At 54.5% G+C, this 14,353-nt stretch carries 10 protein-coding genes; 2 read left to right on the forward strand and 8 right to left on the reverse strand.

The features are described 5' to 3' along the window. Nucleotides 1–761: 761 nt before the first annotated feature. From ABIB00_RS33610 to ABIB00_RS33620, 3 genes are all read right to left on the reverse strand, one after another. Nucleotides 762–1,739, reverse strand: a complete 978-nt coding sequence (locus tag ABIB00_RS33610) for an NAD-dependent epimerase/dehydratase family protein (protein ID WP_502917757.1) — start codon at nucleotides 1,737–1,739, stop codon at nucleotides 762–764. 238 nt (nucleotides 1,740–1,977) lie between these two features. Further along, nucleotides 1,978–3,258 carry an oligosaccharide flippase family protein gene (locus tag ABIB00_RS33615; protein ID WP_354107323.1) on the reverse strand — a complete coding sequence of 427 codons (1,281 nt, stop codon included), beginning with the start codon at nucleotides 3,256–3,258 and terminating at the stop codon, nucleotides 1,978–1,980. Then, nucleotides 3,255–4,040 carry a WecB/TagA/CpsF family glycosyltransferase gene (locus ABIB00_RS33620; RefSeq protein ID WP_502917756.1) on the reverse strand — a complete coding sequence of 262 codons (786 nt, stop codon included), beginning with the start codon at nucleotides 4,038–4,040 and terminating at the stop codon, nucleotides 3,255–3,257. Before ABIB00_RS33620 ends, ABIB00_RS33615 begins: the two co-directional genes overlap by 4 nt. Nucleotides 4,041–4,087: 47 nt before the next feature. Between ABIB00_RS33620 and ABIB00_RS33625 the strand changes: the two genes are divergently transcribed. Beyond that, the gene (locus ABIB00_RS33625; RefSeq protein ID WP_354107324.1) at nucleotides 4,088–4,261 is read left to right on the forward strand and encodes a hypothetical protein; all 174 of its coding nucleotides are present in this window, start codon (nucleotides 4,088–4,090) and stop codon (nucleotides 4,259–4,261) included. Between the two features lie 225 nt (nucleotides 4,262–4,486). Here ABIB00_RS33625 and ABIB00_RS33630 read toward each other — a convergent pair whose 3' ends face one another. The 3 genes from ABIB00_RS33630 to ABIB00_RS33640 form a co-directional block, all read right to left on the reverse strand. Next, nucleotides 4,487–5,404 (reverse strand): O-antigen ligase family protein, encoded by a 918-nt coding sequence (locus ABIB00_RS33630; protein WP_354107325.1) that lies wholly within the window; start codon nucleotides 5,402–5,404, stop codon nucleotides 4,487–4,489. A gap of 314 nt (nucleotides 5,405–5,718) precedes the next feature. After that, nucleotides 5,719–6,567: a glycosyltransferase family 4 protein gene (locus ABIB00_RS33635; protein ID WP_354107326.1), complete on the reverse strand. Its 849-nt coding sequence runs from the start codon at nucleotides 6,565–6,567 to the stop codon at nucleotides 5,719–5,721. A 1,502-nt stretch (nucleotides 6,568–8,069) separates the two neighbouring features. Then, a complete protein-coding gene (locus ABIB00_RS33640; RefSeq protein ID WP_354047362.1) occupies nucleotides 8,070–9,053 on the reverse strand; it encodes an ABC transporter substrate-binding protein in 984 nt (327 codons plus the stop codon). Between the two features lie 261 nt (nucleotides 9,054–9,314). Here ABIB00_RS33640 and ABIB00_RS33645 point away from each other — a divergent pair, with 261 nt between their 5' ends. Then, the gene (locus ABIB00_RS33645) at nucleotides 9,315–10,805 is read left to right on the forward strand and encodes an undecaprenyl-phosphate glucose phosphotransferase (protein WP_354107327.1); all 1,491 of its coding nucleotides are present in this window, start codon (nucleotides 9,315–9,317) and stop codon (nucleotides 10,803–10,805) included. Between the two features lie 481 nt (nucleotides 10,806–11,286). Here ABIB00_RS33645 and ABIB00_RS33650 read toward each other — a convergent pair whose 3' ends face one another. After that, nucleotides 11,287–12,018, reverse strand: a complete 732-nt coding sequence (locus tag ABIB00_RS33650) for a hypothetical protein (RefSeq protein ID WP_354107328.1) — start codon at nucleotides 12,016–12,018, stop codon at nucleotides 11,287–11,289. A 21-nt stretch (nucleotides 12,019–12,039) separates the two neighbouring features. Continuing rightward, entirely contained in the window at nucleotides 12,040–14,289 is a 2,250-nt protein-coding gene (locus ABIB00_RS33655; RefSeq protein ID WP_354107329.1) for a polysaccharide biosynthesis tyrosine autokinase, read from the reverse strand. Nucleotides 14,290–14,353 lie beyond the last annotated feature (64 nt).

Genomic DNA, 14,353 nt, shown 5'->3' on the forward strand with positions numbered 1-14,353 from the left:
GACGAAGCAGGCAGCGCAACAGACCAACCTGTAGGGGGTCAATTTTGGACGCCGATCCCCCGGCTTAGGGGGTCAATATTGCAGGCCGAATGACATTCCGCCGGTCGTTTTTGGAGCGGCGCGGTAGAGTTGGATGTAATTCTAGCTTGGTATTGGGTGTGCGCCGGCGCGGGGTGGCTATGCGGCGAGCAGTTTTGGAATTCGGATCAGGTTATAGGCGATCAGATTATGCAGGAAGTCGGCGGCGACGCGAGCGATGCCCCGATGTTTGGTCTTGCGCATGGTGCAGGACTACATCGCGCCGGGCAAGCCGCAGCAGATTGCCTTTGCGGAAAGCTTCCTTGGAGGGTACGCGATGAGTTGTTGAAGAGTCATTGTTCTCGTCACTCGATCATGCTGGGAGCTACCGCTCAAATGGTAGGATGATCACAACACCTTGCCTCCGCACAACGGGATCGGCAACTTGCCGCCTCAACTTGAGCCAAGCAATCAGCCTTCGACATGCACCGGGACGGGACGTTGCGCTGTGTCGAAGGCTCCGCGCCCGCCCCGTTGCATCGCGGAGCCACACAGGCTCAAATGATCCAAAGGATTCTACCCATCACTGGATGATCTTTTGGGCTTGGGTCACTCAAGATATACTTCGCGCAAACCTGTCGCAACAGAACTCACGAGGACACTGCAGATGATCAGTGGAATAGCCCCTATTGCCCATCACCAGCTCTCGGCCTGCGCCAGGCGACTATTTTCCCCTTTGTCGATTAAGCAGCCGCTCGATTCCTGCGCACCTGCAGCTCAATCCATTGGTAGGTCTTAGCAAGACCTGAACGAAGTGCCGCCGAAGGCTTCCAACCCAGCTTCTGTTCGATCAATCGATTATCTGAATTCCGCCCACGGACACCAAGTGGTCCGGGTATGTGCCTCTTCAAGATTCTTTTGCCTGCGATGTCTGCGACTAAATCGACGAGTTGGTTAATTGTGACCATCTCCTCCGACCCAACGTTGACGGGTCCTTCAAAATCAGACCGAGTCAGTCGAATGGTTCCTTCTAAACATTCATCGATATAAAGAAAGGAGCGAGTTTGCGTCCCGTCACCCCAGATCTCTACCTCGCCGCCATTTGAGACTTGCGCGACCTTTCTGCACACTGCGGCAGGAGCCTTCTCCTTACCACCTTCCCACGTTCCTTCCGGGCCGAAGATATTGTGGTATCGCGCGACTCGATTACGCATGGCGTAATTGCGATTGTAAGCCAAATAGAGTCTCTCCGAAAACAGTTTCTCCCAGCCATATTCGCTGTCAGGTGCAGCGGGATACGCGGAGTCCTCAGCACAATTTGGATTGCTGGGGTCCATCTGATTGTGCTCCGGATACATACAAGCGGAGGAGGAATAAAACAGGCCGCGCACATTGCGTTTTTGACATGCGTCTAGCATGTTAAGATTTATGGTTGCGGAATTGTGCATCACGTCGGCATCGTGCTCTCCCGTAAAGATGTAACCAGCGCCCCCCATATCGGCCGCGAGCTGGAACACTTCGTCAAACTTGCGATCGGCAATCTGCCTACAGAAATGCGCATCTCGAAGGTCGCCTATGACGAAATCATCGGCCTCCGTCTCGGCGTATGGTGGAAATTTCAGATCCACGCCGCGCACCCAAAAGCCTTCACGTTTGAGACGCTTTACCAGATGGCCTCCGATAAAGCCGCCTGCTCCGCAAACCAGAGCCGTCTTAGTCATAAAATTCCCTTTCTCGCATTTCTTTCTTTGAGCGGACGGTGTGCCTTGAAGAGGATGGTCCGATTCCTCATCGATGGCGGAGGTTTCCACGAAATGGTTGATGGTCAACGTGACTAAACTGAGTGCTGAAAGCTGTCCAACTGTATCGTTTCTTAATACTAATGGTCCAACGAAGATGCCCTATGCGATTGCGCTTATTTCCGATTTCGCAGGAGCAGAACGGGATTGTACCCGCACATTAAGCACGACCGAAAACCCATGGCTCAGAGCGAACGATGCTGATGGCGAGCACTGCAAGCGTAACTGATTCTCCAAAGAGAACACCAATCGCGGCACCTAGTGCTCCATGTGCATTTGTCATCGCAATTACTACCGCAACCCCAATCCCGATACCAATCAAATGAGAGACGAGAAATGCACGATTCATTCCAAGTGCAACAAGAACGTTTGTCCCTAAAAGGGTTGACAAACTTGAGACGAAAGCGCCGGCAGCAAGCACTTGTAGTACGATTACCGCTTCGTAGAAGTCCTGGCCTAGAAACATGTACACGACGAGCTTGGCCGACAGCGCCAGCACGGAACAAATCGCTGCACTACTGAAGAACATCACAGTTATCAGGCGAGGAAGGTAGGATCTTAGCGCGACGGGATCGTTCACACGCAGATTGTTAATCCTCGGATATGCGACAATGGTCAATGGGTAGAACAGCATCCGAGCCGCAGCTTTCATCCTGTCGGCTCCCGTGTAAAGGCCGGCTTGCGACGGCCCCGATAACACGCCAACGAGCGGTGGGATCATAACAGTGTATAGATTTACTGCCGCCAGAGGTATGAACAATGGCAAGCCGTCTCGGATCCGATATAGTGCGCGGGTGACTGGGAATTGAATCGCACCGAACTTAACTCCCCGAGCTAGCACAATGCTGAGAACCGCCGCGAGGAGCAATCCAAACGACACCGATGCGATCGCCCAGGCAGAATCATAAGGAGATTTTACAGTGAGCAAAGCAAAAGGAATTGAGAACGCACGGCCTGCAACAGAAGCTACAGCGAACGTCGAGAACATTTCTTTTGCCCGAAGAAGCCACTCCAACGAAAGTGCGTTTGCGATAAGCGCAGGAATGCCTGCCAATAGTGGGATAGCATAGGGGCTTTTAAAGCCAAGCCATGCCACGATGGCGAAAAGCGCCAAAGAGCATAAAAGGGCAAGCATTAGCTTTGCGGTTGCGGTTTCCCAGACTATGTCTCGCTCTCTTGCAATTTCGCCCGACGCCTCTACCAAAGCACGCTGTGACGTGTAGAGAAATCCCCAATCGGTTATCATCATACAAACATTTAGAACGCCGAGCGCAATCCCGTACACGCCGAATCCACTCACGCCAAGGACTCGGCCAAAGTAGGGTAACAGCGCCAACGGTATCGCATAGTTAGCAATCTGCCATGCGATCAGCGACACTAGCTCCAAGCCAATGACTTTCCTAAGGCGCCCCAAAAAAGCACCCGCGCGATGTACCGTCATTCGAATCTACGATATGAACCTAAAGTGGTCTCAACCAATGACGCCCATACAAACTTCGGCGCGAGTAGCACGTATCGCCGCCAAAGGCGTCGTGGCTCCGAGGCCAACCTATGTAGCCACTCGAGTCCATTGTTTCGCATCAATCTTGGAGCGCGAACGATCTTTCCCGAATGGAAGTTGAAAGCTGCACCGACACCGATCTGTACGATATTCTTGAGGACATGCTCATGATCCGACATCCACTTTTCTTGCTTCGGACAACCCAGCCCGACCCATAAAATGTCTGGCTTAGATTCTATAATTCGCGCCACCAGTTCTTTGTCCTCCTCCTCAGACAACGGCCGAAATGGCGGTGAATATGCCCCGGCTATCTCGGCACCAGGGAAGCTTTGTTCAAGACGGCTCTTCAACAACTCAGGGACGTCTGCATCGCCTCCCAACAAGTAATGCCGCCATCTGGTTTTAACGGAAGCCTCGAATGCTGCTAGCATCAAGTCCGGCCCGCAGACACGACGCATCCCTTGGCATCCCCGAAGCCGCGCAATCCAGCTCAAAGGGGTGCCATCGGGCAGGATCATTCGAGATCCAAGCAGCACCTCGCGATGCGCTTTATTATCTTGGGCCACCATTATATTGCTCACGTCAGTAACACAAACATACCCGCCGCTCTTCTGAGCAATCATCTTACCCAGCCACTCGAGTGCGGTTGACATGGAAACTACGCTGATCGGTAGCCCTAGGATCCACGCCCGAGGTGGAAATTCTTTATTCCGCTCAACCAAATTTGCCCCCTAAATAGTGAGTCGTTTGCGGAGCGTGTAGCGCTCGCATGCGTACGCTGCTGTCGAAATTGCCCGTTTTGATGGGCGCGCAGCTGATTGCTCCAACTCAACTGGCTAAAATACTTGATCGTCGAGCACCATCGGTACAAACGCCGATGGAAACTCAGACAAATGCCATGACATCATCTCCTGGTTCTTTGTGCGCACTCTCCTTTTTTTGATTGATGATCCATTTCAAGTTGGATCGGCAGGCGACGAACTGCTGATTCAGCAAGTTGGCCGACACGAGGTCGGCTGTCGGGGTCTTTGTCGTTCCGCAGAACGTCGATGTGACCCGCCTGGCAAGACTCACACGCATGGCCGCCGCGCGATCCAATTCGGACCACACTAGAATTCACATAGTCGTTTCCCATGTTAATGCTTCATCACCACCATATCGGCGTCGATCAAACCGGCAATAGTCCAACTGCCTCTATCCTTCGGGAGGCGGATCGACTTGGAGCGGAGCGAAGTTGCGGGCGTTGAGAAACTACGAACGATGCGGCAAGCATTACCGCGACGCCTCCCATATGAAACGGGGATTGAAGAGCGACGTTCACAGATAGGTTCAAAACCATGATTGCGAACAAGAGCTTTCGGTATGAGGAAATACGTTCGCTTCCGCCTGCCGGATACCCGAGTGAAAACAGCGCCCAGAGAAACGCGGCTAGCCCAAGCACACCCATGCGCATCAAAATATCAAAGAACACATTATGCGTACCTATCAGGACGAATGATTCATCAAGAGAGTTGAATGATTGGACCCCAATTTCTGGATAGTAATTCTGCAGCGATTCAGTCCCGAAGCCGACCCCTACGAAGCTGGTTTGCTCAGCTGCATAGAAGGCGTTCTTTGCCATAAGAGCCCGTATTGCAGCATCGCGAAGAGTGACCGCCGATGGGTCAATCCAAGCCCAAGCATATCCTGAGACAATCAAGCCTAATAATCCAATCATAGCGGCCGTAGCAACGTGCCGGCCTAGTTTCCGAAAAACTATCACTGCTGCAAAGGTAAGATATGCTAGTTGGGTCTGCGAGCCATCCGCAAGGAGGGTAGCAGCAATAGCTTGTATTAAGAATAACACTACAATTAACCTGCGAGGTTCTATAAAGGCACCCCATCCAGCTACGATCAGATAGATCGACAACGGAGCCCACAGGTAACCGAACGGCCCATAAGACCATTGCGAATAGGTCCAATCGGCAACCAATATTCCAGAAATACAAAAGTTCGCCAGAAGAAGTACGGTTACAATAACAAACTCTCTTGTGGCGTGCCCCTTTAGCGCTAGCGAAAGGTAGCAACTAGCAAGGTTGATGATCAACGGTAGTTCGAAAACCCAGAGGGACTGTCGCAAGATTGCTTCCGGTTCGTAGAGCACGGTCCACGCTGGAGGCAAAATGTGAGCGAATGATAAAGCAATGTATGCACTCGTTACCAGCCAAAGTGGTACGAAAGGCTTCAACAGCGCCCAACTAGATCGTGACAAGCACAGCAGCGAAATTAGGATTACGACAGCAAAAATTAATGCGCCATAGCTACGAACGCCGTAGTCAAAGAAGCAAAGGACATAGATCCCCACCCTAGCAAGAACGGCCCTAATTTTTGACATGCGAAGGATTGCGACCAAATTTGCGATTAAAGGAAATCTGTCTGCATCTCAGGCGATTTGGATGTTGCATGGCATGGCGGAAGTTTCATTTCAAGCTGGAGTTCCAAGGGAGCGTATACTCGTGCAACCACATCCCGCCAAGTGTGTGCGCGGGCGCTTGCTCGTGCTGCCTGCCGCAAAGCATCCAGTTCTGATCGAGTGCGGATTAGGCGTTGAATATGGTCGACAAATGCAGTGATAACCTGCTGCAAATCTTGACCATCAACCGACACCAGCAAACCGCCACCTGATTTCAGCAACTCTCTTGGCCCACCTAGGGCTAGCGCAAGAACCGGCAGGCCGCATGATAACGACTCCAGGACGAAGTTTCCTGACGAATCGTGCAAGCTCGGAAACATAGCTAAATCTTGTTCTTGCATCAGCGCAAAAAGCTCCGACTGCGGCAAGCGATCTTGATAGTTTACGCGCCCCTCAGGCGGGAGATTGCGAATAGCAGCAAGGAGTCTTTCTTTTTCGGGCCCTGCCCCCACAATCGTCAATTCTGCCATCAGTCCTCGCCGAAGCAGTTCACGATAGACTGCAACGACCGTTAGTGGACACTTCCAATACAAAAGACGCCCGACGAATACCAAACGCAGAGCTCGGTTGCTACAATCGGTGGTATCGGGCAGAGGGATCGACAAGAGCTCCTCCTTCGCACCGATTTCCGATCGCACGAAGCAACTATGGCGAGCAGACGGAACTACCAAATTTCTCGACTCTGACGTCTTGGCATAAATCTGCGTCGCGTGACGATAAGCGATCGCAAGTAGTGGATCTATCAGACACAGTCGATTGAGAACTTTTCGAACTACTTCCTTGGCAAAGACGCGCACGCCAAGTCTCAAGCAGTAGACGAGAGGCGCCTCCTCGCCGCCGCCAACTGGACCAATGATATATGGTATGCTGGACCGCCAGCCGAATACGGGCATTCGCACCCCACCCCATGTAAGAAAGTGAACGAGGTCAATTGGCTCCCGCTCTGCGTCTCGAACGATCCGGTTCATCACCGACCATTGCCAGAGCGTATATTGCAACTGGTGAACCGCGCGGTTCCGATGCTCCAGAGGTCCTTGCCCTAGTTGATGATAGCAAAAGTGCAACCCCGGAACGGGAGGCGCCCGCTCTATAGCCTCTCGCTGACTGCCGTGTGTGTAGACGACTACGTCATGACCCCTGGCACAAATTTCTTTCGCCCAAGTCCAGCCAACGCCCTGCTCAGAGCCTTTGTTCGGCTCACATCCGTACGCTACAAGCGCGATCCGCATAACTAATAATACCTCATCAGCAGTGTTGCCCAAGCCGAGGCCCCGTGCCCCCAAGCTACGTTGCCAGGCAAGCAGATATCCTTATCGAGTCCTAAAACGTGCGTTGCCGCGGCTCAGTATCAACGAAGGCGCTATCGGTCTAACATTGCACAGTTTCGAGCAGACAAGCTCATAACAGTCCGGGAAACATTCGATGTGAGCTTCTCTGGCGCAACCCCAGCATAGTATCGATTGTCTTCGGGCCTCCCGGTTCGTCTGCTGTGCGGAATCCGAAAGTCCGGGTGATGCGAGATTCGGAGCCGCGTTGATCTGCGATTGTTTTGCGCGAGGCACCAGGCCAAGCTTTGGCATTCGCGTTCAAGCCTGACCGATCACCGAGCGGATCAACCCGCAGGTTTTTGCGATAAGCTTCATCGAAGTCATCCGCGACACGTCAGATTTGCGTCGCCACCAATTGCGGTTCGTTCTCGACGACCCTGTTGGGAAGCCGCTCCACAATCGATGCGTTAAATCGATAGCAAACCCAATTAAGGCGTCCTGGAACGGATGTATGTCCCATAGATCAAAGAAATGAGATCTAAGTCCGCAGCGATCAGTACGCGCGGCGCAGAATCGGTCCGCCCGAAGATACGCAGACGCGATCCCGGTACCAGCCATAAGGCGTCTCCACCCGCACTAGCGGACACCGACGCGAAGGGACATAGCGGTAAGGATAAGGATGGGACCAAAAGGTGACGGGCAGCGCCTTGCTATCGACCGTCAGCATAGCTGCGCTACCGGGCATGTGCACGGCGGCACTGGCGTCGCTTTGCGTACAAACTACAGCGGCCAAAGCCAAAAGACCTACCCGCGCGAACGACTTTAACATTCTAAAGCTCCCTTGCCCCCGACGAGACCTGTGTTACGCTGCTCTCCAAACGAGAGCCAGTTCAGCAACGAACGAGATCCGTGTTACCCCAAAAATGCCTAGAAAGAACACTAGGGTATCAACCGATGGAGTTGAAGGCAACGACGCAGAGTCGGAATTGCGGCTTGGGACAATACAGCGCACAAGTTTTACTCTTTTGACCTTAGTTCTCCCCGTTCCAAGCTCTCGGCCCAGCTAAATCGGGCGAACGACGATAGACATCCCGCAAGAACTGGTAATTGACGGATAGGGCAAGGGGCACATCGTCCTCGCCGAGCCTCGCAAAGACTAGGATATCACGCAGAGTCCTCCAGCGGCTTTCATCATAATCCGCGATGCGGCCGCCGGTCGGGAGGACCAGGTCGCGCTGTTGCTGCAGCTCAAACTTGAGGCGATCCCCTTTCAGCCTTTCCGGATCAAAGCTAACGAGAATAGGCACGCTGCGTGAATAGTCACCATAGACGAACTGCCAACCCTTGATGAGGCCTTCGCATATCTGCGCTATGGTTGAGGGGCGATCGTGAATCAGACCAGAAGCGGCGAAATATACCATTCCGGGGACATGAATGCCGTATTCCTGAGGTTTGATCACATTTAATCGGACGTAGCCGGGATCTGAGGGGCTCGGCTGCTGGCCGACCGTAGCGATAATCGCGTCCACCTCGCCGGCTCGGAGCGCGTCAAACGTATCTTGATCAGTGACTTTAGGTGTCTGGCTGCGAGGGAGGCCGAGTTGCGCCATCATTGCATCAAATACCACCTCCCCCTCGCTCCCCTTCCGATACCCAACCCGTTTTCCCACCAGATCGCTGGGGCGGCGAAGCTCGGAGCTTTCCAGGGTGAAGATCACGGTGGTCGTATCAAGCAAGCTTGCCCCGAATGCGGTGACGGGGACGCCGCTCCAAGCCGCCAGCAGGAATTTCTGGCCGCTTGTAACGCCAATGGCGCGCTCGCGTGCAACTCGCGCAACAAAATCCGGATCGCCCGGGTCGGAGCGCAGCTTGATATTTGGCTCGAAAAGCCCTTCCCTTTGTGCGATCATCTCTCCAGCAAACCGCGCCCCGAAGGAGCCGTCTAGTAGCAGGCTGAGCCGCGCGGTCGATTCATGGGGCCGCCTTGCCGGCAGCGCCTCCGGCCCAAGCGCCAAAATCAGCGCTCCCGCGACGCCTGTGAGAACAAGAGCCGTTAGCGTGAGGCGACGGCATCTAATTCTCACTCTTCGCCGCGATCGCATTCGAGTCACCTGTAAACTCCTCCGGTACTTGCGCATCAGTTGAAGGATTGGATGTGTCGCGCTAGGCTGACAGCGGTAAGGTTACTTTTCTCTGATCACTGGTTTGCGGCGATTTTGTTCAAACGCATATCTGATACTGCTAATAGTTTCGGAACGACTTCGGATTTCAGAACTATGACGTTTGCATTCTACGACCCTAATATCGAGCGAAAACCAGATTCCCGAATTTCCGACAACCCGGCCGCACCCTCCTCGCGGCCGGCGCGGCGCTGGCTGCGTCCCTCGGTTGTCGAGCAGCTGATGATGCTCGGGGATGGCCTCCTGATCATAGCCTGTGGCGTTGGTTGCGCGATAATATATCACCTCTATACCCGATCGCCCCTCGGCAAGACGGAATTCTATACCGCCGCGAGCCTGCTCGTGGCGGTCAATTTCGGTCTACTAATCACTGTTCAGCACGGCTATCGGCTGAAGGACATTACCAACCTTAAACGACAATGGCGGATTACGCTCACAACCTGGACCGGAGTGTTTGCGGCGCTACTTGCGGTTGCCTTTACCATGAAGGCGAGTGACGAGTTTTCCCGTGGCGCGATGATCTCGTTCTATGTAGTCGGGCTCATCGTGCTCTTAGCCCTGAAGGCTGCGGCGGCGCGCTGGACGGCGAATGCGTTGCGCAACGGCGGGTTTGCCAACACCCCCGTGATCGTCATCGCCGAGTTCGGCTTGCCAGCCTCATCGGCCGCGATGATGGAGCTTTGCCAGCACGGCTACCGCGTGATGCGGATTCTGGAGATCCGCCCCCGGGAGCTCGCCTCGCCGCTCCTGATGTCTCAGGTTGGTTCCCGCTTCGAGGAGCTAGTCGGTTACGCACGGGAGAACCAGATTGACAGGGTGTTTCTCTTGGTGAACTGGGAACGCCAGCACGCGATCGACAGCATCCTGGAAAGACTGAAGATATTGCCCATTCCGGTGCATCTGCTGCCCGATGCGAATGTTTCGCGATTTATGCGCTACCCGCAGATCAATGCCGGCGGCACGTGGACGGCCGAATTGCGGCGCGCGCCGCTGAGCTGGAAGGAGTGCGCCCTAAAGCGCACGCTCGATCTACTCGGCGCCTCGCTGGCGCTGGTCGTCTTTGCACCAGTCCTGCTTTTAACGACTGTTCTAATTAAGACAAGCTCCCGCGGGCCGGTGCTCTTCCGGCAGACGCGCAACGGCTTCGGCGGGCGCGCTTTTCGGATCTTCAAGTTTCGCACCATGCGCGTGATGGAGGATGGGCCCTGCATCGTCCAAGCAACGAAGAATGACCCGCGCGTGACCTTTATCGGCAAATGGCTGCGCAAGACCTCGATCGACGAGCTGCCTCAGCTCATCAATGTGCTCAAAGGCGACATGTCGCTGGTCGGCCCCCGCCCCCATGCCGCCGCCCATAATTCCGAATACGAGCAAATCATCGGCCAATACGCCTTCCGTCATCACGTAAAACCCGGCATCACCGGTTGGGCGCAAGTGAATGGCTACCGTGGCGAAACAAACGCGCTTGAGATGATGGAGAAGCGTGTCGAGCATGATCTCTGGTACATCAATAACTGGAGCTTGTTGTTGGACCTCTCAATCCTGCTACGCACGATCGTGGTCATCGGTCGACCTTCAGCCTATTAAAGGCCTCAGCCTCTAAGGATCTGCGAACACAAACGTCGCTTGCTCCGGAACGTCGATTCTCGCTCAATTGCTCGTGAGGTCTTTCACGATCGACTCAATAATGCCGCTTGCTTGTCTGACATTGGATTATTGAACAGCGAAAGTACTGTATCCCCGACAGTTCCTAAAATCGTATCTGCCGGGCCACATCCACTAACCGAAGGCTCGTTTGATCTGTCTGAATTGAATTAATAACCTCCGTCTGGCACAGTTTTTTGAAATTTACCGCTTGGTCAAAAACCGGGATCTATGACGCGAGCGGGCAACCGCTTCTAAATTCAAGCATGGTGGATGTGGCGCTCGCGAGCGCTCCCATCCTTGCCTGATAGCCCTTCGACGTACTTTAGTCGCCAGTTTTGCGCGTGAATTGTCGTAAGTAAAACAAGTTGTAGCGGGACCGCGATCGCGGCGACGAACTTGGTTCGATCCGCGATCTTCTAGATCATCGCCATGACCTCTGATCAATTTCAACGCCAGGCACGATTGCTTTCACACCGTCGCGAGCTAACCTTCTGGCGAAGGCCTCCCGCGGAATCTCATTTGCCCGCTCTAAGGTTGTGAGGAGCCGATCACGCTCGGCCCAACCCACACCCTCGAGATTCATCGCTGCATCATCGATGAAACCACTATTGATCATCGCGCCGAACTCGGTAAGAACGTTTTGCTGAGTTGCCTCACTTAATGACTGAAATAGCGCAAGTCCCACCCTATTACGCCTGAGAACAATCCAGCCTTCGAAAGGTGCAATCACATAGGACTGATCAAGGTATTTGATGTTGCGAAAATCGAGACCGTCGCGACTTATGGCCGTGGAGTAAAGCATCAGCCAGAGAAAAGCATCCGTCGGATTGACGGAAAGCGAATACTTGACCTTGTCTGTGGCGGCCTCCACCTTTCGGTCCGCGTCCTCCGGGCTCTTCCTTCCTATCATTTCCTCGCTCGTGCGAAGTAGTATAAGCGCTTCTCCCCGCACGAAGTCGCTTGGCTCGACCATTAAGCTTGGCCGCACTGCAATCTGTGCTACCAGCTTGCTGAGGGTACCCGACTTGAATCGATCATCCGAAAGTATCTGTGCCGTCACGTCGCGAACCGGCGCCGCTAACCAAATTGATGGCAGGGTAGCGTAGAACCAAAGGACGCCGACAAGACCGAGCAGCAGCAGCGGCGCGCGCACCCAGTCCCTTCGCATTGCTACTCAGTCTTCCGTGTATCCATAACGGGCGTAGTACTTCGAGTCATAGCGGCCATGATAGGATTCGTATCGAGCGAGCACATTGAGGTCCGCCTTGTTCAGCACAACCCCAAGCAGTTTATCCTGGATCTCCGGCGCACCACGCAGATTATGCACAATGAGGTCTGTGTTGGTCTTGGCCCACTCGACAACGAATACGTAGGAATCGACAAACGATGTAGTGACGCGCACATCAACCACCGGTGCCATCGGCGGCATGTCCAGAACAACGTAGTCGAACTTCGAGCGCAGCAGCCCGACGAGATCACGCATTGCCTTCGAGGCGAGGATCTCGTTGGTATGCAGGAGCTTTGAGCTGGTGCCCGCAGGCAGGATCGAAAGCCCCGTTTCGGGATCGACCGTCAGTACATCCTCTAGCCGCATCTTCTGCGCGACGATGTCGACGAGGCCACATTTCGCGTCCGGCACTAATGCGCGAGACAGCGAGGGATTACGCAGATCGGAGTCGACCAGAATCACGCGCGCACCACCATGCGCCATCAACTGCGCCAAATTGGTCGAGAGTGTGCTTTTGCCTTCGTCGGGAAGTGTCGACGTGACCGCCAGCACCCGGTTTTCGCGCACGATCGAATTGAGGTCCACCGCCACTTTGAGCGAACGCACGGCCTCCGCGAAACGGGACAGCGGGTTGTCGACGACGTAGCGCAATAAATTGGGCCGTGGACCGTCAGCCTTCTTGCTGAACTTGCCAGCAAGCACGGACTGTCCAGCGGCATCGCCCAATGCCGGCAAGATGGCGATGCAGTTTGTGCCAAGCGCCTCCTCCACCTGGCTGGTGGTCCTGAATACCTTATCCGTAAGCTCGCGCGCCATGGCGGCGCCAAGGCTAAGAATCAGGCCACCCAGCAAGGCGACAGCGAGAACAATCAAGGTCTTGGGATAGCTCTTCACCAGCGGGGTCGTTGCTGTGCTGATAACTCGTGCCTCGGTGATTGGGAACGACTGCTGCTGCACGGACTCCATGTAGCGCTGCAAGAAATTATCGTACATCGCCTGATAGGACTGCGCGTTGCTTTCGAGTTCGCGTAATTGGATCTGCGCCCGATTGGTAAGCTGGGATTCCGACACGATATTGTTAAGGCTCGACTTGATGGCTTCCTCGCGGGTCATTGCGATGTCGTAGTCGCTCTTGTAGGATTCCTGTATGCGCTTGAGTTCGTCCGTGATGTTCCTTTTGATCTCTGCCATCTGCCTTCGGAGGTTAACGGCGGCAAGGTGTTCCGACCCGTATTTGGCCGACCAGATTGCCTCTTTCGAAGCAATGTCGACATATTGCCCCCTTAGCTTGATGATCGTTTCATTCTTCAATGCGTCAGCTACGGACGCGTCCGGGATCTCCTGCTTCAGCATGTCATTCATGCGATTGAGCCGCGCCTTGGCCTCGGCGGATGCCGTGCGCGCTGAGATTAGCTGGGTATTGACCTCCGTCAGCTGCTGTTGATTCATCAGCCCCTTGCCGGTATCGACGATGTTGTTAGCGGACTTGAAGTCAACCACCGCCTTCTGGGCGGTGGAAGCCTGGGTGCGCAACTCCTTGATGCGATCCTGCAGCCAGACGCTGGCACGACGCGTCGCCTGATACTTTGCCTCTAGCTGGTCAACAATGTAGGCATCCGCGATCGCATTGGCGATCCGCGCCGCCTTCTGCGAATCGTAAGAAGTGAAGCCAATCTCCATCACATAGGACAGACCAACTCGCCGAACGGTGCGGTTGCTCTCAAAGCGTTGCAACGCTCCACGTGTCAATTCGAACTCTGACGCAAGATGGCCACCGAGCCCCGTGACCGAACTGAGAACTGCACCAAGAAACCCACCACCGCCGCCGGCGAACTCGGGATCGTCGATCAGATGCAGGTCGCGAATGACGGTGAGGCTGATGTTTTCGGATTTAAGGATCTCGACCTGTGTCTCGACCGTCGCAGAGTCGATTGCGACATCTCCGAGGCCCGATTGCGACTGAAACAGCTGCACCTTCCGAGTATCGATTACTATCGATGCAGTGGAGCTGTACCGCGGAGCGGCAGTGAACAGATAGAGTAGTGCAACGATGAGGCAAGCCGAGACAATCGCCAGCATAGTCGGGAGCTGACGCCTGATCATGCCGACAAACGTGCTGAGCGTCTGGGCGGAGGACTCCTCGGCGTCACCGATCGCACGGTTGATCTCGGCGGTCGGTTTATTTACCTGCAGCATGGAGCAATTTCCAAAACCAATCCTGCGTCGGCGAGAGCCATGCCGCATTTGAATTTACGTCGGC

This window comes from Bradyrhizobium sp. LB14.3, from assembly GCF_040547985.1.
GTDB lineage: Bacteria > Pseudomonadota > Alphaproteobacteria > Rhizobiales > Xanthobacteraceae > Bradyrhizobium.